Genomic DNA, 22,786 nt, shown 5'->3' on the forward strand with positions numbered 1-22,786 from the left:
TCGTCACTCTTCCTCCCTGGAGTCCCCTGATGGACACCCCTCTCTCCACCATCGCCGTCGTCGGTCTCGGCACCATGGGCTCGGGCATCGCCGACGTCCTCGCCCGGGCCGGCCGCGAGGTCATCGGCATCGACATCAGCGACACCGCCGCCGCCCGTGCCGTCGCCGCCCTGGAGGCGTCCACGGCCCGCGCGGTGGCCCGCGAGCGGATCACGGAGGAGGAGCGGCAGGACGTCCTGGCCCGCTTCCGCACCTTCTCCGACCTCCAGGCGGCGGCCGGCGCGGACCTCGTGATCGAGGTCGTGCCGGAGTCGTACGAGACGAAGTTGGAGGTCGTCCGGGCCCTGGACGGCATCATCCGGCCGGACGCGATCCTGGCCACCGGCACCAACGCGCTGTCGGTGACCCGGCTCGCCGCCGACTCGGCCCACCCGGAGCGGGTGCTCGGCCTGCACTTCTTCACCCCGGTCCAGGCGATGAAGCTGGTCGAGGTGGTCTCGTCGGTCCTGACCGACCCGAGGGCCGTCGAGGCCGTCACCCGGCTCGCCGAGGACCTCGGCAAGGAGCCGGTCGCCGTGGGCGACCGGGCCGGGTTCATCGCGGACGGGCTGCTGTTCGGCTACCTGAACCAGGCGGCCGCCATGTACGAGGCGAAGTACGCCTCCCGCGAGGACATCGACGCGGCCATGAAGCTCGGCTGCGGTCTGCCGATGGGCCCGCTGGAGCTGCTCGACCTGGTCGGCATCGACACGGCCCGTACCGTCCTGGAGGCCATGTACGCCTCCTCGCACGACCGGCTGCACGCCCCGGCGCCCATCCTCCGGCAGCTCTCCGAGGCCGGTCTGACCGGCCGCAAGGCGGGCCGCGGCTTCTACTCGTACGCGGCGCCGGGCTCCGCCGAGGTGGTGCCCGACGTGCTCACCCCGGCGGCCTCCGGGGCCACCGCGGCCGGCCGCGAGGTCCGCTCGGTCGGCGTGGCCGGCTCGGGCACCATGGCCTCCGGGATCGCCGAGGTCTTCGCCAAGGCCGGGTACGGAGTCGTCCTCGCGGCCCGTTCCCAGGAGAAGGCGGACACCGCCAAGGCGCGGATCGCCAAGTCCCTGGCCCGGTCGGTCGACAAGGGCCGGATGTCGGCGGAGGTCCGGGACGAGACGCTGGCCCGGATCACCCCGGTGGGCTCGCTCGACGCCTTCGCCGAGGTCGACCTGGCCGTCGAGGCGGTCGCCGAGGACCTGGAGGTCAAGCAGGAGCTGTTCGCCCGGCTCGACAAGATCTGCAAGCCGGGCGCGGTGCTGGCCACCACGACCTCCTCGCTTCCGGTCGTGGCCTGCGCCCGTGCCACCTCCCGTCCGCAGGACGTCATCGGCATGCACTTCTTCAACCCGGCCCCGGCGATGAAGCTGGTCGAGATCGTCCGGACCGTCCTGACCTCCGACGAGGTGCACGCGACCGTCCGCGAGGTCACCGCGAAGATCCGCAAGCACCCGGTGGACTGCGGCGACCGGGCCGGTTTCATCGTGAACGCGCTGCTGTTCCCGTACCTGAACAACGCGGTCAAGATGGTCCAGGACCACTACGCGACCCTGGACGACATCGACGCCGCGATGAAGCTCGGCGGCGGGTACCCGATGGGCCCGTTCGAGCTGCTCGACGTGGTCGGCCTGGACGTGTCGCTGGCGATCGAGCGGGTGCTGCACCGCGAGTTCCGCGAGCCGGGCCTCGCCCCCGCCCCGCTCCTGGAGCACCTGGTGGCCGCCGGCTGCCTCGGCCGCAAGACCGGGCGCGGCTTCCGCGAATATGCCCGACGCTGAGCCGTACGGGCACTGGGGAGGGTTGCTGAGCTCCCCGGGCACCACCGGTGCTCCGGGGGGTTCCCCGCCCCCACCTGGGCACACGGTCCGTCCGATGCAGTACGTTCGGGACATGTCCAAGGCCGTGAAGTCACCCCGTGCCACCTCTCCGTCCGACGCCCAGGAGAGCGCGGCGGGCACCCGTGCCGCCGCGCAGCGGCTCAAGATGCGCCGGGAGCTGGCGGCCGCGGCGATGGAACTCTTCGCCACGAAGGGGTACGAGGCCACCACGGTCGACGAGATCGCGGCGGCGGCCGGGGTGGCGCGCCGGACCTTCTTCCGCCACTTCCGTTCCAAGGAAGAGGCGATCTTCCCCGACCACGACGACACGCTGGTGCGGGCGGAGGCGGTCCTGAACGCGGCGCCGCCGCACGAGCACCCGCTCGACACGGTGTGCCGGGGCATCAAGGAAGTCATGAAGATGTACGCCGCGTCCCCGGCGGTCTCCGTGGAGCGCTACCGGCTGACCCGCGAGGTGCCGACGCTGCGCGAACGGGAGATCGCCTCGGTGGCCCGCTACGAGCGGCTGTTCACCCGCTATCTGCTGGGGCACTTCGACGAGCGCGACCACCACGACGGGAACGACGACCCGCTCCTGGCGGAGGTGGCGGCCTCGGCGGTGGTCACGGCCCACAACCACGTGCTGCGGCGCTGGCTGCGGGCGGGCGGCCAGGGGGACGTGGAGGCGCAGCTCGACCACGCCTTCGCGATCGTCCGGGAGACCTTCGGCAGCGGCATAGGCGCGGGCCGGCCGGCCCCGTCCTCCGCGCAGAGCGAGTCGCAGGCCCCGGCGGCGCGCGCCTCGGCCACGGGTGACGTGGTCGTCGCCGTGGCCCGTACGGACGCCCCGCTCGACGAGGTGATGCGCACCATCCAGGACGCCCTCCGCAAGGGCTGAACACCGTTCCACGACGTGGGCCGCACCCGGTTTCCGGGTGCGGCCCACGTCGTATATGCGCAGCTCAGGGCGATTTTCGATCGATCATCGCTCATCCGTGACCGTCGGATCGCATCTGAGTGAAAATGTTGGCACGCAGTGCCTTGCCACGTGACACGGCGTGCCATACGTTGAGGTTGTCCGGGCGGCCGGCGCGCAGAGATCACCTCGTGCGCCGGCTGTCCCCACCGGCCACCGGCCCGTGCGCCCGGACGCCTGCGTCACAGGCACCCTCGCGCTCCACACCAGCGCCGCCACACCGCACCACCCAGCCGAACCGACGGCACACCTCCATCGCAGCACCCCTCGTCGTAACCCCTCAGGCGTCCTCCCCCGGACGCTCACCGCCGGAGGCAACCGTGAAGGAAATCCTGGACGCGATCCAGTCGCCGGACTCCACGTCCGCCGATTTCGCGAACATCAAGCTCCCCGAGTCGTACCGGGGCGTGACCGTCCACAAGGACGAGGCGGAGATGTTCGCCGGCGTCGCCAGTCGGGACAAGGACCCCCGCAAGTCGCTCCACCTCGACGACGTCCCGCTCCCCGAGCTCGGCCCGGGTGAGGCGCTCGTCGCCGTCATGGCCAGCTCCGTGAACTACAACTCGGTCTGGACCTCGATCTTCGAGCCGGTCTCGACCTTCGGCTTCCTGGAGCGCTACGGCCGGCTCTCCGAGCTCACCAAGCGCCACGACCTGCCGTACCACGTCATCGGCTCCGACCTCGCGGGCGTCGTCCTGCGCACGGGCCCGGGCGTCAACGCCTGGCAGCCCGGTGACGAGGTCGTCGCGCACTGCCTCTCCGTCGAGCTGGAGTCCTCGGACGGCCACAACGACACGATGCTCGACCCCGAGCAGCGCATCTGGGGCTTCGAGACCAACTTCGGCGGCCTCGCCGAGATCGCGCTCGTCAAGTCCAACCAGCTGATGCCGAAGCCCGACCACCTGAGCTGGGAGGAGGCGGCGGCGCCGGGTCTGGTCAACTCCACCGCCTACCGCCAGCTGGTCTCCCGCAACGGCGCCGGCATGAAGCAGGGCGACAACGTCCTCATCTGGGGCGCGAGCGGCGGCCTCGGCTCGTACGCCACCCAGTTCGCCCTGGCCGGCGGCGCCACCCCGATCTGCGTGGTCTCCTCCCCCGAGAAGGCCGAGATCTGCCGGTCCATGGGCGCCGAGGCGGTCATCGACCGCACCGCCGAGGGCTACAAGTTCTGGAAGGACGAGAACACCCAGGACCCGCGCGAGTGGAAGCGGTTCGGTTCCAAGATCCGCGAGCTGACCGGCGGCGAGGACATCGACATCGTCTTCGAGCACCCGGGCCGCGAGACCTTCGGCGCCTCCGTGTACGTCACCCGCAAGGGCGGCACCATCACCACCTGTGCCTCGACCTCGGGCTACATGCACCAGTACGACAACCGCTACCTGTGGATGTCGCTCAAGCGGATCATCGGCTCGCACTTCGCCAACTACCGCGAGGCGTGGGAGGCCAACCGCCTGATCGCCAAGGGCAAGATCCACCCCACCCTCTCCAAGGTCTACTCCCTGGAGGAGACCGGCCAGGCCGCCTACGACGTGCACCGCAACCTGCACCAGGGCAAGGTCGGCGTGCTCGCGCTCGCGCCCCGCGAGGGCCTGGGCGTGCGCGACGAGGAACTGCGGGCCCAGCACATCGACGCCATCAACCGCTTCCGGAACATCTGAGGTCACGTAGATGACTGAGCGCCAGAAGGACCGGCCGTGGCTCATGCGGACGTACGCCGGTCACTCGACCGCCGAGGCGTCCAACGAGCTGTACCGGCGCAACCTGGAGAAGGGCCAGACCGGTCTGTCGGTCGCCTTCGACCTGCCGACGCAGACGGGCTACGACCCCGACCACGTCCTCGCCCGCGGCGAGGTCGGCCGGGTCGGCGTCCCCGTCTCGCACCTCGGTGACATGCGCCGGCTGTTCCAGGACATCCCCCTGGAGCAGATGAACACCTCGATGACCATCAACGCCACCGCCATGTGGCTGCTGGCGCTCTATCAGGTGGTCGCCGAGGAGCAGGGTGCGGACGTCACCAAGCTCCAGGGCACCACCCAGAACGACATCGTCAAGGAGTACCTGTCCCGGGGGACGCACGTCTTCCCGCCGGGACCCTCGCTCCGCCTGACGACGGACATGATCGTGTACACGGTCAACCACATCCCCAAGTGGAACCCGATCAACATCTGCAGCTACCACCTGCAGGAGGCGGGGGCCACTCCGGTCCAGGAGATCGCCTACGCGATGTCCACCGCGATCGCCGTGCTCGACGCGGTCTTCGCGTCCGGCCAGATCCCCGAGGACCGCAAGGGCGACGTCGTCGCCCGCATCTCCTTCTTCGTCAACGCGGGTGTCCGGTTCATCGAGGAAATGTGCAAGATGCGCGCCTTCGGCCGCATCTGGGACCGCATCACCCGCGAGCGGTACGGCATCGAGGACCCCAAGCAGCGCCGGTTCCGCTACGGCGTCCAGGTGAACTCGCTCGGCCTGACCGAGGCGCAGCCGGAGAACAACGTCCAGCGGATCGTCCTGGAGATGCTGGCCGTCACCCTCTCCAAGGACGCCCGCGCCCGCGCCGTCCAGCTCCCGGCGTGGAACGAGGCCCTGGGCCTCCCCCGGCCCTGGGACCAGCAGTGGTCCCTGCGCATCCAGCAGGTGCTCGCCCACGAGTCCGACCTGCTGGAGTACGACGACATCTTCGCCGGCTCGCACGTCATCGAGGCGAAGGTGGACTCCCTGGTCGAGGAGTGCATGGCCGAGATCGACCGGATCCAGGAGATGGGCGGCGCGATGGCGGCCGTCGAGTCCGGCTACCTCAAGTCGCAGCTGGTCTCCTCGCACGCCGAGCGGCGAGCCCGGATCGAGGCCGGCGAGGAGAAGATCGTCGGCGTGAACATCTTCCGGTCGACCGAGCCCAACCCGCTCACCGCCGACCTGGACACGGCGATCATGACGGTCGACCCGGCGGTCGAGGCCCGGGTCGTCGCCTCCCTCGGGGAGTGGCGCGACAACCGCTACCAGCCGCCGTTCAACCACCCCCGGCCCTGCAAGGCGCTGGAGCGCCTGAAGGAGGCGGCGCGGGGCACCGAGAACCTCATGGAGGCCACCCTGGAGTGCGCCCGCGCCGGGGTGACCACCGGCGAGTGGGCCGGGGCCCTGCGCGAGGTCTTCGGCGAGTACCGGGCGCCCACCGGCGTCTCCTCCGCCCCGGTCGCGGTGACGGCCGAGGAGGGCACCCCGATGGCCCTGGTGCGCGAGAAGGTGACGCGGACCGCCGGGGAGCTGGGGGCCGGGCGGCTGCGGCTGCTCGTCGGCAAGCCGGGGCTCGACGGGCACTCCAACGGGGCCGAGCAGATCGCGGTGCGCGCGCGGGACGCCGGCTTCGAGGTGGTCTACCAGGGGATCCGCCTGACCCCCGAGCAGATCGTGAGCGCCGCCCTGGCCGAGGACGTGCACTGCGTCGGGCTCTCGATCCTGTCCGGCTCGCACGCCGAGCTGGTCCCGGACGTCCTCGACCGCCTCCGGGAGGCCGGCGCCCCGGACATCCCGGTCATCGTCGGCGGCATCATCCCCAACAGCGACGCCGACGACCTGAAGCGGGCGGGTGTGGCCGCCGTCTTCACGCCGAAGGACTTCGGCATCACGGAGATCATCGGCCGTATCGTCGACGAGATCCGGAAAGCGAACAAGCTCGACCCCCTGGAGGTCCCCGCATGACCAGCAGTCTCTCCCCCGTGAACCGGCTGCGCCCCCGCCGTTCCTGTCTCGCGGTCCCCGGCTCCAACCCGCGCTTCCTGGAGAAGGCCCAGGGCCTGGCCGCCGACCAGGTCTTCCTGGACCTGGAGGACGCCTGCGCCCCGCTGGCCAAGCCCGAGGCGCGCCACACCATCGTGAAGTTCCTGAACGAGGGCGACTGGACCGGCAAGACCCGGGTGGTCCGCGTCAACGACTGGACGACCCACTGGACGTACCGCGACGTGGTGACCGTCGTGGAGGGCGCCGGCCAGAACCTCGACTGCATCATGCTGCCGAAGGTCCAGGACGCCCAGCAGATCGTGGCGCTCGACCTGCTGCTCACCCAGATCGAGAAGACGATGGGCTTCGAGGTCGGCAAGATCGGCATCGAGGCGCAGATCGAGAACGCCCAGGGCCTCATCAACGTCAACGCGATCGCCCAGGCCTCGCAGCGGGTCGAGACGATCATCTTCGGCCCGGCCGACTTCATGGCCTCCATCAACATGAAGTCCCTGGTCGTCGGCGAGCAGCCGCCCGGCTACCCGGCGGACGCCTACCACCACATCCTGATGAGCATCCTGATGGCCGCCCGGGCCAACAACCTCCAGGCGATCGACGGCCCCTACCTCCAGATCCGCAACCAGGAGGGCTACAAGGCCGTGGCGCGGCGCGCCGCCGCCCTGGGCTTCGACGGCAAGTGGGTGCTCCACCCGGACCAGGTCGCCGCCGCGAACGAGATCTTCTCGCCCTCGCAGGAGGACTACGACCACGCCGAGCTGATCCTCGACGCGTACGACTACTACACCTCCGAGGCGGGCGGCAAGAAGGGCTCCGCGATGCTCGGCGACGAGATGATCGACGAGGCCTCCCGCAAGATGGCCCTGGTCATCTCCGGCAAGGGCCGCGCCGCCGGCATGCAGCGCACCAGCACGTTCGAGATCCCGGAGGCCTGAGCCCCATGCAGTTCGGACGTACCTATGAGGAGTTCGAGGTCGGTGCGGTCTACAAGCACTGGCCGGGGAAGACGGTCACCGAGTACGACGACCATCTCTTCTGTCTGCTGACGATGAACCACCATCCGCTGCACATGGACGTGAACTACGCGGAGAACACGACCGACTTCAAGCGGAACGTCGTCGTCGGCAACTACATCTACTCGCTGCTGCTCGGCATGTCCGTGCCGGACGTCTCGGGCAAGGCCATCGCCAACCTGGAGATCGAGTCGCTGCGCCACGTGGCGCCGACCTTCCACGGCGACACCATCTACGGCGAGACCACGGTCCTGGACAAGACCCCGTCGAAGTCCAAGTCCGACCGCGGGATCGTGTACGTGGAGACCAAGGGCTACAAGCAGGACGGCACCCTCGTGTGCGTCTTCCGCCGCAAGGTCATGGTTCCGACCGCCGAGTACATCGACGCGCGCGGCGGCGAGCAGCCGGGCCGCCCCGAGCTCAAGGAACAGGGGAAGTAAGTCATGGCGCGACTCGCCCAGACCCACGGTCTGACCGACGTGCAGCAGGAGATCCTCTCCACCGTCCGGGACTTCGTCGACAAGGAGATCATCCCGGTCGCGACGGAGCTGGAGCACCGCGACGAGTACCCGCAGCAGATCGTCGACGGGCTCAAGGAGCTCGGCGTCTTCGGTCTGATGATCCCCGAGGAGTACGGGGGCCTCGGCGAGTCGCTGCTCACCTACGCGCTCTGCGTGGAGGAGATCGCCCGCGGCTGGATGTCGGTCTCCGGCATCATCAACACCCACTTCATCGTCGCGTACATGCTGAAGCAGCACGGCACCCAGGAGCAGAAGGACCACTTCCTTCCGCGGATGGCGGGCGGCGAGGTGCGGGGCGCGTTCTCGATGTCGGAGCCGGGGCTCGGCTCGGACGTGTCGGCCATCACGTCCAAGGCGGTCAGGGACGGCGACGAGTACGTCCTGAACGGCCAGAAGATGTGGCTGACGAACGGCGGTACGTCCACGCTGGTGGCCGTTCTCGTCCGGAGTGACGAAGGACACCCGGAGGGCACCGCCCCCCACAAGTCGATGACGACCTTCCTCGTGGAGAAGGAGCCGGGCTTCGGCGAGGTCCGTCCGGGCCTCACCATCCCCGGGAAGATCGACAAGATGGGGTACAAGGGGGTCGACACCACCGAGCTCATCATGGACGGGCTGCGTATTCCGGCCAATCGCGTGCTGGGCGGGGTCACCGGCCGGGGCTTCTATCAGATGATGGACGGGGTCGAGGTCGGGCGGGTGAATGTGGCGGCGCGTGGCTGTGGCGTCGCACAGCGTGCGTTCGAGCTGGGTGTTCAGTACGCGCAGCAGCGCCAGACCTTCGGCAAGCCGATCGCGCAGCACCAGGCGATCCAGTTCAAACTGGCCGAAATGGCTACCAAGGTCGAGGCCGCTCATGCCATGATGGTGAACGCAGCTCGCAAAAAGGACTCCGGGGAGCGAAACGACCTCGAAGCAGGGATGGCGAAGTACCTCGCCTCCGAGTACTGCAAAGAGGTCGTGGAGGACGCCTTCCGCATTCACGGCGGTTACGGCTTCTCGAAGGAGTACGAGATCGAGCGCCTCTACCGCGAGGCGCCGATGCTGCTCATCGGTGAAGGTACCGCCGAGATCCAGAAAATGATCATTGGTCGTCGGCTCCTCGAGGAGTACCGGTTCCAGGGCTGAATGTCGCTTTTGAGTCGGTTCGGCCGCGAAGAAGATCACACCCTGTGTTCGTCTTCCGGCCGCCGACTCTGTTCCTGGCTTGCCCAGTTGCGCCCCGCAACCGATAGCATCGCCGGAAAGCCGCCGTCCCCCGTTGCCCGTGCGGCATCATCCGCTACGAAGGTCATCCATGCCCCACAGCCAAACCTCTGCACACCGCGACAGCCTCAAGGGCGTACGCCTCGCGCGCGGAGCATCGCCGTGGCTTCTGCCGACCGTCGCCACCGCGGCGCTCAGCCTCGTGCGCGCGCGCAAGTCGAGGCGGGCCGCGGCCATCGCCGTGCCGACCACCGCTCTCGCGGCCGGCATGCTGTGGTTCTTCCGCGACCCCGAGCGCGAGATCGCGCAGGGCAGGGTCATCTCCCCCGCCGACGGTGTGGTGCAGAGCATCATGCCGTGGAAGGACGGACGGACCCGGGTCGCCATCTTCATGAGCCCGCTGAACGTCCATGTCAACCGCGCGCCGCTGTCCGGCACGGTGACGTCCGTGGAGCACGTGCCCGGCGGTTACGTGCCGGCGTTCAACAAGGAGAGCGAGAACAACGAGCGCGTTGTCTGGCACTTCGACACCGAGCTCGGCGACATCGAGATGGTGCAGATCGCGGGAGCCGTGGCCCGGCGCATCGTGCCGTACGTCCCGCAGGGGACGAAGGTCGAGCAGGGTGACCGGATCGGCCTGATCCGCTTCGGCTCGCGGGTCGACATCTACCTCCCGGAGGGTGTCGAGGTCGCCGTCGAGGTGGGTCAGACCACGACCGCGGGGGTGACTCGCATTGACCGTGATTGATCCCGACACACGCGCCGCCGAGTGGGTGGCCGACGCCGAGGCGGCGGAGGCCGAAGAGGCCGAGGAGATGCCGCTGTCGCTGAGGCTGTCCATCGCGGACGCCCTCACGCTCGGTAACGCCACCTGCGGTTTCATGGCGGTCTACTTCACGACGACCGGCATCCTGATCCCGCACCTCACCGGCAGCGGTGTCGAGACCGGCATGGCGCGGCACTCCGCCGCGACGGCCGTGATCCTGATGCTCTGCGCGGCGGTCTTCGACCTCTTCGACGGGCTCGTGGCACGCAAGCTGCGCAGCTCGCCGATGGGCGCCGAGCTCGACAACCTGTCGGACCTGATCAGCTTCGGTCTGGCGCCGGCGTACTTCGTGCTCGTGTACGGCATGGTCGCGGACGACGCGCACCAGAAGGTCTCGGCGGTGGCCGCGATCGTGGTGCTGCTCGCGGTCGTGCTCCGGCTCGCGCGGTTCTCGTGCGTGACGATGAAGGACGGCATGTTCCAGGGCATGCCGAGCCCCTTCGGCGCGCTGACGGTGGTCTCCATCGTGCTGCTCGAGCTGCCGTTCATCCCGACCCTGCTGGCGATCATCGGCACGGCGTGGCTGATGGTGAGCCGGGTCGAGTACCCGAAGCCGCGGGGTGTCCTCGCGGTGGCGATGCTCAGCTGGATCGTGGGCGCCATGGCGCTCCTGGCCGCCTGGGCGTTCGACGCCCCGGGCGGGGCGTTCCTGCTGCAGGCCGGCTGCGCCCTCCAGGTGGTGCTGGGCGCCGTGATCCCCCTCTTCGCGACGGCCCGCAGGGTGAACACCTTCCGCGACAACCGGCGCGAGAGCCGGGAGGCGCGGCAGGCGGAGGCCGCACAGCTGCCGTAGCACGGCACAGGCGTGACGAAGGGCCCCGGCAGGCGAGAAGCCTCCCGGGGCCCTTTCGCGCGTCCTGGGGACCGTCAGGTCAGCCGCTTGTGGAAGAGCGTGGTGGGACGCAGGACGCCGGCAGGGTCGGCGGCGTAGTCGGGGATCGTGCCGGTCTCGGTCCAGCCGGCGCTCCGGTAGAGCCGTTCGGCCGGGCTGCCCGTCCGGGTGTCGAGCACCAGCAGGGTGAGGCCGGTGGCGGCCGCGTGGGCCTCCGCGGCGGCGAGGAGACGGCGGCCGAGGCCCCGGCCGCGTGCGGCGCGGTGGACCAGGAGCCGGGCGATCTCGCCCCGGTGCCGGCCGTTGGCCGTGGTGCTACGGACGAGGGTCACGGCGCCGGTCAGGCGCCCCTGCCCGTCGTGGGCCGCCCAGACGTCCCGTACGCCCCCGGCCGTCTCCTCGGCCGCGCGGGTCCACCAGGCGGCCGCCTCGGCCGGGTCCAGAGGCGCCGGGAAGCCGACGGAGGCGCCCCCGTCCACGGCGTCCACGAGGAGCGCGGCGAGCCCGGTGGCGCGGGCGCGGACCGCGTCCGCGGCGAGCCGCTCGATCCGGTCGCCCGGCGTGAGCCGCTTCTCCAGGCAGATCAGGCCCGGCCGGGGGTCCCAGGACGGCACGGCGGCGAAACCGAGGGCCTCGTACAGGGCCAGCGGTTCCTTCCGCCAGTCCCAGACCGTGAGGCGGACGGCGGACGCGCCGGAGGCGGTGGCCCGGCGCAGCGCCTCGTCCATCAGGGCCCGGGCGAGGCCCTTGCGGCGGGCGCCCGGGGCGACCCAGAGCCGCTTGATCTCGGGCGGCCGGCCCTCCCGGGGGGCCTTCAGGACGACGCAGCCGCCGGGGACCCCGTCACCGGCCGGGGTGGCGAGCAGCACCGTGTCCGCCGCGAAGGCGGCGGCCGGGTCCTCGGCCTCGGCGCGGTAGACCTCCGGCAGCCCGGCGACCGTGGTGACGGCGATGCCCTTCTCGGCCTCACTGGCCAGGTGGTAGGCGGCCAGCAGGCCCGGGAGGTGCGGGTGGGAGCGGTTCTCCTCGATCGTCGCGTTCATGTCCCCGAGGATCACACCGCGTTGTTACCGGAAGATGACGGTCTTTAGGCTGGGGTCCATGAGGATCTTGGTCGCGGGCGCCACGGGCGCCGTGGGGCGCGCGCTCGTGCCCCGGCTGGAGGCAGCGGGGCACGAGGTCGTGCCGGTGGCCCGGCGCGCGGCGCGGCCGGTGGACGTCCTGGACACGGCGGCGCTCCGGCGGGCGGTCGAGCGGGCCGCGCCGGATGTGGTCGTGCATCAGCTGACCGGCCTGGCCGGGGCGGACGGGGCCGCCAACAACCGGATACGGACCGAGGGCACGCGGAACCTGGTGGACGCGGCGCTCGCGGCCGGGGTGCGCCGGATCGTGGCCCAGTCGATCGCCTGGGCGTACGCGCCGGGCGAGGACCCCGCCGACGAGTCGGTGCCGCTGGACCCGGCGGAGGAGCCGCCGCGGGCCCGGGTCGTCGCCGGGGTGCGGGCCCTGGAGTCGGCCGTCGCGGAGGTCCCGGAGGCGGTGGTGCTGCGCTACGGGGTGCTGTACGGGCCCGGCACCTGGTACGCGCCGGGCGGCGAGGTCGCGGCGGCGCTCGCCGGGGACCGGGGGGCCCGGTTCCTGGGCGGTACGGCGGCCGACGGGTCGGTGACCTCCTTCCTGCACGTGGCCGACGCCGCCGGGGCGGCCGTACAGGCGCTGGCGTGGCCCCCGGGGACGTACAACGTGGTGGACGACGAGCCGGCCGCCGGGCACGACTGGGTGCCGGTCCTGGCGGGGGCGCTGGGAGTGCCGGCACCGGAGCGGTCGGGGGGCCGGGAGCCCTGGGCCCGGGGTGCCCGGAACGACCGGGCTCGGGGGCTCGGCTGGTCGCCGGAGCGCCCGTCCTGGCGGACGGGCTTCGCGGACCAGGGGCTCTGAGGGGTGGTCAGGGGGTGTAGGCGCGGGCGGCCTCGGAGACGAAGGGCTGCCGGACGGCGCGCATGCCGCCGGGGACGGCCGGGTCGGGCTGGATGATCACGGACTCCCGGGAGGAGGGGGCCTTGGGGTCGGTGAAGTCGTGCGCGATGCCGAATCCGGCGTCGTGGTCCTTCAGGGTCAGCAGGGCCTTCCCGATGCCGTCCCGGGTCAGGTCCTTCGCCGCGCAGGCCTTCTTCAGGGCCTCGCCGAAGACGCTCGCGGCGGTCCAGCCGGCGACGACGCCGTTGTCCAGGCCCTCCTTGGGGTGGGCGGCCCGGTAGTCGGCGGCGAGTTTCCGCGCGGCCGGGGTGTCGGCGCCGATGGGCAGGCTCGGCGAGGCGAACCAGTACATCGACCGCAGGGCGCGGCCGGCCTGGGTGCCGAGGAGCTGGGGGGCGAAGGCGGAGTTGTTGCCGATGACCGGGACGCGCAGGCCGGTCGCGGCGGCGACGCCGACGAGGGAGGCGGCCTGGCGGGGGCCGGCGCTGGTGACGACGGCCTTCACGCCGGCCTGCTTGAGCGCCGCGACCTGCGCCGACATGTCGTTGTCGGTGGGCTTGATCTTCTGTTCGACGACGGTGAGCCCGGCCTTTTCCGCGGCGAACTTGGCGCCCTTGAGGGCGTTCTCGCCGTAGTCGCCCTCGAAGTAGACGTGGCCGAGCCGGTCACCCGCCTTCAGGCCCTTCTCGGTGACCAGGAAGTCGACGGCGTTGATCGTCTCGACGTCGTAGGTGGCGCCGATGGTGCGGATGGACGGGGAGCCCAGGAGCGAGGCCGACCAGGCCTGCGGCAGGATGACGGCGCGGTCCATGGTGTCGACGCGCGGCTTGACGGCGGCGACGAAGGGCGAGCCGATGAACTGGGCGTAGCCGGCGACCTTCGGTTCCAGTTCGGTGTAGGCGGCGAGCGCCTTCTGCGGGTCGTAACCGTGGTCGCGGACGGCCAGCTCCAGCTGCCGGCCGCAGATGCCGCCGGCGGCGTTGACCTGCTTCACGTACAGCTGCTGGGCCTGGGTGACGCTCTTGCCGAGGGTGGCGTACACGCCGGTCATGTCGGTGAGCGCGCCGACCGTGATGGTGGTGTCGGTGACGCCCTCGCCGGTCCTCACCCCTCCCGCGCCGGTGCGCTTCCCGTCGTCGGTCTTCGCCTTCGAGCTGCAGCCGCTCGCGGCGGTGAGGGCGATCAGTGCGGTGAGCGCGGCGGCCAGGCCCCGCACGGCCGGTCGTCTGAGGTTCATCGTGTCTCCCCTGAGGGTTCGGTGGACTTCCGGGCGGCGAGCCGGACCAGGCCCCCGGGCAGAAAGAGCACCACCGCGACGACGGCGGCGCCGTACAGATAGCGGGCGGCCTCCCCCGGTGCGATCCCGCCCGTCCCGGGGGCGGAGACCAGGGGGAGGGCGTCGCTGTACCGGTTGAGGAGCTGCGGCAGCAGGGAGACGAAGACGCCTCCCGCGACCGCGCCGGCGACCGACCCGAGACCGCCGATGACGATCATGGCCAGGTATTCGAGGGAGAGCGCCATGCCGAAGTACTCGGGCACGGTGCGCTGGAAGACGAGGGCGAGCAGGACGCCGGCGAGGCCCGCGTACATGGAGGAGAGGACGAAGACGGCGGCGCGGTGGCGGGCGACGGGGATGCCGAGGACGCCGGCGGCGATCCGGTGGTCGCGGATGGCGTTCATGGCACGCCCGGGTCGGCCGCGGAGGACGCCGCGGGCGAAGAGAACGCCGCCGAGGAGCAGGGCCAGGCCGAGGTACCAGAGCTTCTCGACGGCGCCGAAGGGGATCTGGGCGATCAGGAGCTCGGTGTCGTCGAAGGTGAGGCCGAAGAGGGAGAGCGGGGGGACGGCCCGGCCGTTGTAGCCGCCGGTGAGGTCGTGGGCGTTGAACAGGACGTGCTGTCCGATGAAGATCAGGGCGAGGGTCGCGATGCCCAGGTAGGCACCGTGCAGCCGGCCGGCGATGGGGCTGAAGAGGCCACCGGCGAGGCCCGCGAGGGCGACGGCGAGGACGGCGGCGAGCCAGCCGGGCAGACCGAGGCCGGCGAGTCCGTCGGCGCCGTCCCCGGCCAGGGCGCAGTAACCGTAGGCGCCGACCGCGAGGAAGAAGGCGTGGCCCATGGAGAGCTGGCCGGTGGCGCCGGTGAGCAGGTTGATGCCGACGGCGCCGAGGGCGGCGGCCATGGCGAAGAGTCCGGCCTGGAGCCAGAACCGGTCCAGGTAGAAGGGCAGGGCGAGGAGGACGAGGACGGCGGCGGCCCCCGCGTACACCGTGGCCGGGAGGTTCCGGAGGCGGTCAGACACGGGCGAGCTCCTTCGTGCCGAGGAGTCCGGCGGGGCGGATCAGCAGCACCACGACCATCACGAGGTACGGGACGAGATCGCCGATGCCGCGGCCGAGGAAGGCCAGGTCGCTCTGGTAGCCGGTGGCGAGGGACTCGGTGACGCCGACGAGGAGGCCGCCGACGAGCGCGCCGGTGGTGGAGTCGAGGCCGCCGAGGATGGCGGCGGGGAAGGCCTTGAGGGCGGCGAGCGCGGTGCCCCGCTCCAGGCCGGGGGTGGGAAAGACGGTGAGGAAGAGGGCGGCGACGGCGGCGAGCGCCCCGGCGACGGCCCAGGCGCCGAGCGAGACCCGGCCGAGGCGGATGCCCATGAGGGCGGCGGTCTCCTGGTTCTCGGCGGCGGCCCGCATGGCGACGCCCCAGGAGGTGTACCGGAAGGCGAGGAGGAAGGCGGTGATGAGCAGGGCGGCGGCGAGGAGCGCGGCGATGCGGGTCTGGGCGACGGTGACCGGCCCGAGCGTGACGACGCCGTCGCCCCAGGGGTCGCCCAGGGCGAGGATGTCGGTGCCGATCCGCCGGGTGAGCTCGGTGGCGAGGAGGATGTCGACGCCGATCGTGACGATGGCGAGGACGCTGTGGTCACCGCCCCGGTGGCGGCGCATGACGAGGAATTCGACGGCCGCGCCGACGAGGGCCGCGCCCGCGATGCCGGCGAGGAGCGCGAACCAGAAGCCGAGGTCGTCGTGGAGGACGGCGGTGACGTAGCCGCCGGCCAGGAGCAGCGAGGCGTGGGCGAAGTTGACGACCTCGGTGGCGCGGAAGATGACCACGAAGCCGAGGGCGATGAGGGCGTAGATCGAGCCCAGTGAGACGCCGTTGATCAGGAATTCGGCGAAGGTGCTCACGCGGCGGTCTCCTCTCCGAGGTAGGCGCGGACGACCGCCGGGTCGTTCTGGACGTCGGCGGGGGATCCGTCGGCGATGCGGCGGCCGAAGTCGAGGACGGTGACGGAGTCGGCGAGCCGCATCACCAGGCCCATGTCGTGCTCCACGAGCAGCACCGAGATGCCGAGGCTGTCGCGGACGCCGGCGATGACGGCGGCGGTGCGGACGCGTTCGTCGGCGGTCATGCCGGCGACGGGTTCGTCCAGGAGCAGCAGCTTCGGTTCCATGCAGAGCGCGCGGGCGAGTTCGGCGAGTTTCTGCTGTCCGTACGGGAGCGAGCCGGCGGGCCGGTCCAGTTGGCCGGCCAGGCCGACGAAGGCGGCGATCTCGCGGACTCGGGCGCGGTGCCGGGCCTCCTCCCGGACGGCGGAGGGCAGCCGGAGCCCGGCGGCGAGGAAGCCGGTGCGGGTGAGGCGGTGGCGGCCGAGCATCAGGCTGTCCTCGACGGTGGCCCGTGGCGGCAGGGCCAGGTTCTGGAAGATCCGGCCCACGCCGAGGCCGGCGATGCGGTGCGGGGGCAGGCCGGTCAGCTCGTGCGGGCCGAGGCGGACGGAGCCGGCGGTGGCCCGGTAGACGCCGGACAGGACGTTGAAGCAGGTGGACTTACCGGCGCCGTTGGGGCCGATGAGGGCGTGGACGGTGCCGGGGCGGACGGTGAAGCCGACGCCGTCGAGGGCGGTGAGTCCGGCGAAGCGGACGGTGACGCCCTCGACGACGAGGGCGGGGACGCCGGGGTCGTGGTGTCCCGGGTCCCGCGGACCGGGGTCCTCGTGGCCCGGGCTCTCGTGGGCGGCGGCCTGCTCCGGGTCCTGCCGGCCGGGGTCCGGCGGTGGGGTGGTGCTCATGGGGTCTCCTGGCGGCGGTCGCGGGGGCGGGGGCCGGGGGCGGCGGGGTCCCAGCGGGAGAGGGCCGGGTGGTCGGTGCGGGCCCGGGCGGCGTCGGCGGCGGCGTCCTCGTCGACCACGCCCAGGTAGCGGCGGCGGACCTCGTCGGACGCGGCCAGGTCGGCGGCCGGCCCCGAGAGGGTGACCTCGCCGACCTCCAGGACGTACGCGCGGGAGGCCAGCCGCAGGGCGAGCGCCGCGTTCTGCTCGACCAGGAGGACCGCCGTGCCCTGGCCGTTGATCTCCCGGATCGCGTCCGCGATCCGGGCGGCCATCAGCGGGGCCAGCCCGAGCGAGGGCTCGTCGAGCAGCAGCAGCTCCGGCCGGGCCATGAGCGCGCGGCCGACCGCGAGCATCTGCTGTTCACCGCCGGAGAGCAGTCCGGCGGGCTGCCGGGCGCGGTCGGCGAGGACGGGGAAGAGGGCGTGGACCCGCCGCAGGGCCGCGGCCCGCTCGGCCCGGTCGGCGCGGCGGCCGAGCGCACCGGCCCGCAGGTTGTCCTCGACCGTCATCCGGGCGAAGACCTGACGGCCCTCGGGCACCTGGGAGACGCCCGCGGCCACCACCCGGTCGGGCGGGAGCCCGTCGAGCGGCCGGCCGCCGCAGCTCACGGTGCCGGAGACCACGGCGCCGCCGTGGAACCGCAGGGTGCGCGAGACGGCCCGCAGCAGTGTGGACTTCCCGGCCCCGTTGCCGCCGAGGACCGTGACGACGGCCCCCGCGGGCACGGTCAGCGACACCCGGCGCAGCGCGTGCACGGGTCCGTATCCCGCCGTGAGGTCCGTGACCTCGAGGGCGGGTTCGGTGCCTTGCATGGTTCCCCTTTCCCCGGCCGTCCTGTCGCTGGGGCGATTCCCGGCCGCTTCGGTGGCGCTCACCCCAGCACCGGCCCGGACCGCCCGTCCACGTCCGGCGGCCGAAACGCTGCCGGTGACCAGCGGGCGGGCCGACGGGCTGTGCACCGGCACAACGCTGCGCGTCAGGGGCGTGCGGGGAGGGCCGGGGCGGTGGCATCCTCCGGGCATGGGACGGCGCAGACGGCGGACCGGCGACGACTGGAAGGTGCTCGCGCAGGCGTGCACGGAGCTTCTGGAGCGGGTGCCTGAACTGGTGGACGAGCATCTGAGGGAGCTGCACGCGTACGAGCCCGCCTACGGGCGGATCCTCCCGTACGACCGGCACTGGCAGGAGGCGCACGAGGCGATGCGGATCGGGATCGAGATGATCTCGGCGCCGCGGAACTCGCCCCGGCGCGACCTGGAGCACGCGGAGGAGATGGGCCGACGGCGGGCCGAGCAGGGCATGCCGCTGGAGCTGGTGGTGCACGCCTACCGGCACGCCGGCCATCTGGTGTGGGACGCGCTGATCGAGGGCGCCGGGGCCGACGCGGCACGGCTCGCGGCGCTGATGCAGTCGGCGACGACGGTGTGGTCGGCGGTGGACGCGCAGGCGGACACGGCGTCGGAGGCGTACCGGGCGACCGAGGCGGAGCTGCGGCGTCGTACCGACGAGCAGTTGCAGGCGCTCCTGGACGCCCTGCTGCAGGGCCAGCGTTCCCCGGAGGTGGTCTCGCGGGCGGCGGCCGGGCTGGACCTGCCGGAGCAGGGGCGGTACGCGGTGGTGGTGCTGCGCTACGACCGGCGGGAGGAGCGGGAGCCGTTCCACCGGCAGGTGCAGGGGGACGGGGTGCGGTTCCTGTGGCGGATGCGGGCCGACTGCGAGCTGGGCGTGGTGGCGTTCGCGGACGGCACGGGGCTGGACGCGCTGTCGGAGCTGCTCGACGGGCGGTGCCCGGGGCCGGGCGGGATCAGCCCCGTGGTGACGGGCCTGACCGAGCTCGGCCGGGCCCGGCGGCTGGCCGAACTGGCCCTGCGGACCTGTCCGTCGGGCAGCCGTGAGGTGGTCCGCCTGGACCGCCGGATGGCGGGGGCGCTGGTGGTGGGCCAGCCGGAGATGGCGCAGCTGCTGGTCACGGAGGTGCTGGGCGGACTGCTCGAACTGGACCCGGCCGACCGGGCGGTGCTCCTGGAGACGCTGGACGCGTGGCTGGACTGCGAGGGGTCGGCGGGGCGGGCGGCGGGCCGTCTGTACTGCCACCGGAACACGGTCTTCAACCGCCTGCGGCGTCTGGAGCAGCTGACGTCGAGGTCGCTGTCCCGGCCGCGGGACCTGACGGAGATGACGCTGGCCCTGGACGCGTTCCGCCTGACGGCACAGGGCTGAGCGGGCCGCCGCGCGGGCCGGGCCCTTGACCGCCGGGCGCCCGGTGACCATGATCACCGGGTCCTGCCGTGATCCACTCCCCCGAGGTGATGCCCATGCGCGTCAAGGCCTTCGACCACCTGGTGCTCAACGTGACCGACGTCGAGCGTTCGCTCGCGTTCTACACCGGACCCCTGGGCCTCGCGCCCGAGCGGGTGGAGGAATGGCGGGCCAGCAAGGTGCCCTTCCCGTCGGTGCGCATCGACGACAGCACGGTCATCGATCTGTTCTCCCGCCCGCGCGGGGAGTCCAACGTGGACCACATCTGCCTGGTGGTGGACCCCCTGGACTGGCAGGAGGTCATCGGCTCCGGCACCTTCGACGTGATCGAGGGCCCCGTCCCGCGCTGGGGTGCCCGCGGTTCGGCGCAGTCGGTGTACGTCAGGGACCCCGACGGCAACACGGTGGAACTGCGCTGGTACCCGCAGGACGCCGACGCGGAGGCGTAGGGGCGGCTTCCGGTCCGTACCCGTGACCCGAGGGGGCGGCGGGTACGGACCGGCCGGGTGCTACAGCAGGAAGTCGCGGGCGATCGCCGCCGCCACGTCCTCCAGGAGCGGGCCGGCGTTCGCCATGGAGGTGGCGGGGTCGGGCTCCAGGTCCGCGAGGGGGTAGGCGCGGCGGATACCGGCCGCGCCGAGGGTCTCGGGGGCGAGGGCGAGCCGCCCGCAGACCGCGACGACCTCCTTGCCGGCGGCGCGGGCCGCCGCGGCGACGCCCGCCGGGGCCTTGCCGTGGAGGGTCTGCTCGTCGAGGGATCCCTCGCCGGTGATGACCAGGGTGGCCTTCTCCAGGGCGGGCGCGAAGCCGAGGACCTCCAGCATGAGCTCGATGCCGGGGCGGAAGCTCGCCCCGAGGATGAGGGCGCCGTAACCGATGCCGCCCGCGCCGCCGGCGCCGGGGGCGACGGCCGCCTCGGCCGCCCGGGCGCCGATCGCCTTCTCCAGGACGGTCGCGTAGTGGGCGAGGGCCGCGTCGAGGGTGCGGACGTCCTCCGGGGAGGCGCCCTTCTGCGGGCCGTAGACGGCGGGGGCGCCCTTCGGCCCGGTCAGCGGGTTGTCGACGTCGCTGGCGAGGATCAGGTCGACCTCGGCGAAGCGGGGGTCGAGACCGGAGAGGTCGGCGGTGGCCAGGTCGGCGAGCGGCGCGCCGCCGGGCCCGACCGGTTCGCCGGAGGCGTCGAGGAAGCGCGCGCCGAGGGCGGCGAGCATGCCGGCGCCGCCGTCGGTGGTGGCGCTGCCGCCGACACCGAAGACGAGGGTGGTCGCCCCGGCGTCGAGGGCGGCGCGGAGGAGTTCGCCGGAACCGTAGGTGGTGGCGGTCAGCGGGGCGAACACGCCGGACGGGAGGAGCTGGAGGCCGGAGGCCTCCGCCATCTCGACCACGGCGGTCGTGCCGCGCAGCGCGAAGGCCGCGGTGACGGGCTCGCCGAGGGGCCCGGTCACGGTCGTCTCCCGGCGCTCGAAGCCCGCCGCGACCGCCGCCGCGACCGTACCGTCGCCGCCGTCCGCCACGGGCAGGGTCACCACGTCGAGGTCGGGGACGACCCTCCGCAGTCCCGCCGTGACCCGCTCCGCGACCTGCACGGCCGTGAGCGAGCCCTTGAACTTGTCGGCCGCCACGAGCACGTGAGCGACCTGAGTTGCTGCTCCGTCCGTCACCTTGCATCCCTTGCTTTCGAACAGGCAGTCGCGCCGACGCCGACCCTATCCGTACCGCCAGACGGCGTGCCACCCCCGGATATCGCGATATTCCGGACCATAGTGGGGTCGCATGAGCACGGAACGGATCGAGCCGGCCCCGGACGGGCCGGAGGGTCGGCGGGGACGGCCCGCGCCCGACCGGAAGGTCATCGGGATCGGGGTCGCGGCGGTCGTGGCGGCGGTCGCCTGGGCCGCGCTCGGCGAGCGGTCCTTCGACAGCGCCTCGGCCACCGCCCTCGGCTGGGTCCTGGACAATTTCGCCTGGCTGTTCGTGGTCGCGGCGGACCTGTTCCTCGTCCTGTGCGTGGTGATCGCGCTGAGCCGCTTCGGCCGGATCCGGCTGGGCGCGGACGACTCGGAGCCGGAGTTCACGAACCTGGCGTGGATCGCGATGATGTTCAGCGCCGGCATGGGCATCGGCCTGATGTTCTACGGGGTCGGGGAGCCGCTCCAGCACTTCCTCGACCCGCCGCCGGCGAGTGGCGCCACCGCCGGGACGGGGACCGCAGCGCTCAGCGCCATGGAGTACGCCTTCTTCCACTGGACGCTGACGCCCTGGGCGATCTACGGCATCGCGGGGCTCGCGCTCGCGTACGCGGGCTTCCGCAAGGGCCGCGGCCAGCAGTTGAGTTCGGCGTTCGTGCCGCTGATCGGCGCGCGCCGGGCGGCCTCGTGGCCGGGCCGGGCGATCGACCTGCTGGCGGTCTTCGCCACCGTCTTCGGCACGGCGACGAGCCTCGGCCTGGGCGCGCTGCAGGTGGCGGAGGGCCTGAACCTGACGACGGGCGTGGCGGCGACCACCACGACCGAACTGATCATCATCGCGGCCCTGTCGGCGGCCTTCGTCCTGTCGGCCTTCTCCGGCCTGCACAAGGGCGTGAAGTGGCTGTCCACGCTCAACATCGTGCTCGCGGGCGGGCTGATGCTGTTCGTCTTCCTGCTGGGCCCGACCGTCCACATCCTGGACACGATCCCGGCCTCCGTCGGCGGCTACCTGCACCAACTGCTGCCCATGGCGAGCCGGACGGGCGCCTTCACCGACCGCGAGTGGCTGGGCGCGTGGACGATCTTCTACTGGGCGTGGTGGCTCTCCTGGGCGCCGTTCGTCGGCACCTTCATCGCCCGGATCTCGCGGGGGCGGACCGTCCGGGAGTTCCTCATGGGCGTGCTGCTCGTCCCCTCGGGGGCGACGGTGATCTGGTTCTGCGTGATGGGCGGTACGGCGATCCGCCTGGAGTCGACGGGCGCGGCCGATCTGGCGGCGGCCGTGAAGGACGGGGCGGAGGCCTCCCTGTTCGCCATGCTGGAGGCCCTGCCGATCGGTACGGTCACCTCCGTCCTGGCGATGGTGCTCGTGATGACGTACTTCGTCACGAGCGCGGACTCGGCCTCGCTGGTGATGGGGTCGCTGACGAGCCGGGGCTCGCTCCATCCCCCGACCTGGCTGGTCGTGACCTGGGGCGTGCTGATGGCCGCCGTGGCGGCGGTGCTGCTGGTGGTGGGCGGGCTCGACTCGCTGCAGACGGCGACGATCCTGGTGGCGCTGCCGTTCGTGCTGGTGATGCTCGGGCTGTGCGTGGCGCTGCTGAAGGAGCTGCGGGAGGACCCGGGCGCCGGACCGGCGCGGCACCACGCCCTGCACGGTCTGCGGGACGCGGTACGGACGCTGGTCGGCGAGGCGATGACCGAGCAGGGCCCGCCCGCCCGGCACCACCGCCTGCGCCGCCTGGCCCGGGGACGCCGCGAGGACGAACCGCCGGAGGGCGAGGGCTGAGCCGCCC

At 72.2% G+C, this 22,786-nt stretch carries 20 protein-coding genes; 13 read left to right on the plus strand and 7 right to left on the minus strand.

Annotated elements, in window-relative coordinates:
- Nucleotides 1-29 precede the first annotated feature (29 nt).
- The 9 genes from ABTY40_RS10885 to pssA all read left to right on the plus strand — a co-directional run bounded on the left by ABTY40_RS10885 (nucleotide 30) and on the right by pssA (nucleotide 10,917).
- A complete protein-coding gene (locus tag ABTY40_RS10885) occupies nucleotides 30-1,811 on the plus strand; it encodes a 3-hydroxyacyl-CoA dehydrogenase family protein (protein WP_352059205.1) in 1,782 nt (593 codons plus the stop codon).
- A 112-nt stretch (nucleotides 1,812-1,923) separates the two neighbouring features.
- A complete protein-coding gene (locus ABTY40_RS10890) occupies nucleotides 1,924-2,748 on the plus strand; it encodes a TetR family transcriptional regulator (RefSeq protein ID WP_352059206.1) in 825 nt (274 codons plus the stop codon).
- 398 nt (nucleotides 2,749-3,146) lie between these two features.
- Complete coding sequence (ccrA, locus tag ABTY40_RS10895) at nucleotides 3,147-4,484, plus strand: crotonyl-CoA carboxylase/reductase (protein WP_352059207.1); 1,338 nt, start codon at nucleotides 3,147-3,149, stop codon at nucleotides 4,482-4,484.
- Nucleotides 4,485-4,494: 10 nt separating this feature from the next.
- Nucleotides 4,495-6,522, plus strand: a complete 2,028-nt coding sequence (locus ABTY40_RS10900; protein WP_352059208.1) for an ethylmalonyl-CoA mutase — start codon at nucleotides 4,495-4,497, stop codon at nucleotides 6,520-6,522.
- A complete protein-coding gene (locus tag ABTY40_RS10905) occupies nucleotides 6,519-7,493 on the plus strand; it encodes an HpcH/HpaI aldolase/citrate lyase family protein (protein ID WP_352059209.1) in 975 nt (324 codons plus the stop codon). The genes ABTY40_RS10900 and ABTY40_RS10905 overlap by 4 nt, the downstream gene beginning before the upstream one ends.
- Nucleotides 7,494-7,498: 5 nt before the next feature.
- Nucleotides 7,499-8,011: a MaoC family dehydratase gene (locus ABTY40_RS10910; protein WP_086824721.1), complete on the plus strand. Its 513-nt coding sequence runs from the start codon at nucleotides 7,499-7,501 to the stop codon at nucleotides 8,009-8,011.
- A gap of 3 nt (nucleotides 8,012-8,014) precedes the next feature.
- Nucleotides 8,015-9,220, plus strand: coding sequence for an acyl-CoA dehydrogenase family protein (locus ABTY40_RS10915; protein WP_352059210.1), 1,206 nt, complete (start codon nucleotides 8,015-8,017; stop codon nucleotides 9,218-9,220).
- A gap of 169 nt (nucleotides 9,221-9,389) precedes the next feature.
- The gene (locus ABTY40_RS10920) at nucleotides 9,390-10,046 is read left to right on the plus strand and encodes a phosphatidylserine decarboxylase (protein WP_352059211.1); all 657 of its coding nucleotides are present in this window, start codon (nucleotides 9,390-9,392) and stop codon (nucleotides 10,044-10,046) included.
- Complete coding sequence (gene pssA, locus ABTY40_RS10925) at nucleotides 10,039-10,917, plus strand: CDP-diacylglycerol--serine O-phosphatidyltransferase (RefSeq protein WP_309049893.1); 879 nt, start codon at nucleotides 10,039-10,041, stop codon at nucleotides 10,915-10,917. Before ABTY40_RS10920 ends, pssA begins: the two co-directional genes overlap by 8 nt.
- A gap of 74 nt (nucleotides 10,918-10,991) precedes the next feature.
- Here pssA and ABTY40_RS10930 read toward each other — a convergent pair whose 3' ends face one another.
- Nucleotides 10,992-11,999 (minus strand): GNAT family N-acetyltransferase, encoded by a 1,008-nt coding sequence (locus tag ABTY40_RS10930; protein WP_352059212.1) that lies wholly within the window; start codon nucleotides 11,997-11,999, stop codon nucleotides 10,992-10,994.
- A 58-nt stretch (nucleotides 12,000-12,057) separates the two neighbouring features.
- Between ABTY40_RS10930 and ABTY40_RS10935 the strand changes: the two genes are divergently transcribed.
- Nucleotides 12,058-12,894 carry an NAD-dependent epimerase/dehydratase family protein gene (locus ABTY40_RS10935; protein WP_352059213.1) on the plus strand — a complete coding sequence of 279 codons (837 nt, stop codon included), beginning with the start codon at nucleotides 12,058-12,060 and terminating at the stop codon, nucleotides 12,892-12,894.
- Between the two features lie 7 nt (nucleotides 12,895-12,901).
- On the opposite strand, the gene ABTY40_RS10940 is transcribed toward ABTY40_RS10935, so the two are convergent.
- From ABTY40_RS10940 to ABTY40_RS10960, 5 genes are read right to left on the minus strand one after another with little or no spacing between them, the layout of a single operon-like run.
- Nucleotides 12,902-14,170, minus strand: a complete 1,269-nt coding sequence (locus tag ABTY40_RS10940) for an ABC transporter substrate-binding protein (protein ID WP_352059214.1) — start codon at nucleotides 14,168-14,170, stop codon at nucleotides 12,902-12,904.
- Nucleotides 14,167-15,234: a branched-chain amino acid ABC transporter permease gene (locus tag ABTY40_RS10945; protein WP_345284063.1), complete on the minus strand. Its 1,068-nt coding sequence runs from the start codon at nucleotides 15,232-15,234 to the stop codon at nucleotides 14,167-14,169. The genes ABTY40_RS10940 and ABTY40_RS10945 overlap by 4 nt, the downstream gene beginning before the upstream one ends.
- On the minus strand, nucleotides 15,227-16,117 hold the full coding sequence (locus tag ABTY40_RS10950) for a branched-chain amino acid ABC transporter permease (RefSeq protein WP_352059215.1): 891 nt from the start codon (nucleotides 16,115-16,117) through the stop codon (nucleotides 15,227-15,229). Before ABTY40_RS10950 ends, ABTY40_RS10945 begins: the two co-directional genes overlap by 8 nt.
- Nucleotides 16,114-17,001: an ABC transporter ATP-binding protein gene (locus ABTY40_RS10955; RefSeq protein ID WP_352059216.1), complete on the minus strand. Its 888-nt coding sequence runs from the start codon at nucleotides 16,999-17,001 to the stop codon at nucleotides 16,114-16,116. The genes ABTY40_RS10950 and ABTY40_RS10955 overlap by 4 nt, the downstream gene beginning before the upstream one ends.
- Nucleotides 16,998-17,855, minus strand: a complete 858-nt coding sequence (locus ABTY40_RS10960; protein WP_352059217.1) for an ABC transporter ATP-binding protein — start codon at nucleotides 17,853-17,855, stop codon at nucleotides 16,998-17,000. Before ABTY40_RS10960 ends, ABTY40_RS10955 begins: the two co-directional genes overlap by 4 nt.
- 208 nt (nucleotides 17,856-18,063) lie before the next feature.
- Between ABTY40_RS10960 and ABTY40_RS10965 the strand changes: the two genes are divergently transcribed.
- Entirely contained in the window at nucleotides 18,064-19,263 is a 1,200-nt protein-coding gene (locus ABTY40_RS10965) for a PucR family transcriptional regulator (RefSeq protein WP_352059218.1), read from the plus strand.
- 95 nt (nucleotides 19,264-19,358) lie between these two features.
- Nucleotides 19,359-19,751, plus strand: coding sequence for a VOC family protein (locus ABTY40_RS10970; protein WP_352059219.1), 393 nt, complete (start codon nucleotides 19,359-19,361; stop codon nucleotides 19,749-19,751).
- Between the two features lie 60 nt (nucleotides 19,752-19,811).
- On the opposite strand, the gene ABTY40_RS10975 is transcribed toward ABTY40_RS10970, so the two are convergent.
- Complete coding sequence (locus tag ABTY40_RS10975) at nucleotides 19,812-20,963, minus strand: glycerate kinase (RefSeq protein ID WP_352059220.1); 1,152 nt, start codon at nucleotides 20,961-20,963, stop codon at nucleotides 19,812-19,814.
- A 112-nt stretch (nucleotides 20,964-21,075) separates the two neighbouring features.
- Between ABTY40_RS10975 and ABTY40_RS10980 the strand changes: the two genes are divergently transcribed.
- Nucleotides 21,076-22,779, plus strand: a complete 1,704-nt coding sequence (locus ABTY40_RS10980; RefSeq protein ID WP_352059221.1) for a BCCT family transporter — start codon at nucleotides 21,076-21,078, stop codon at nucleotides 22,777-22,779.
- The last annotated feature ends 7 nt before the right edge of the window (nucleotides 22,780-22,786 follow it).

Source organism: Streptomyces sp. NPDC126503 (assembly GCF_040302405.1).
GTDB lineage: Bacteria > Actinomycetota > Actinomycetes > Streptomycetales > Streptomycetaceae > Streptomyces > Streptomyces gulbargensis.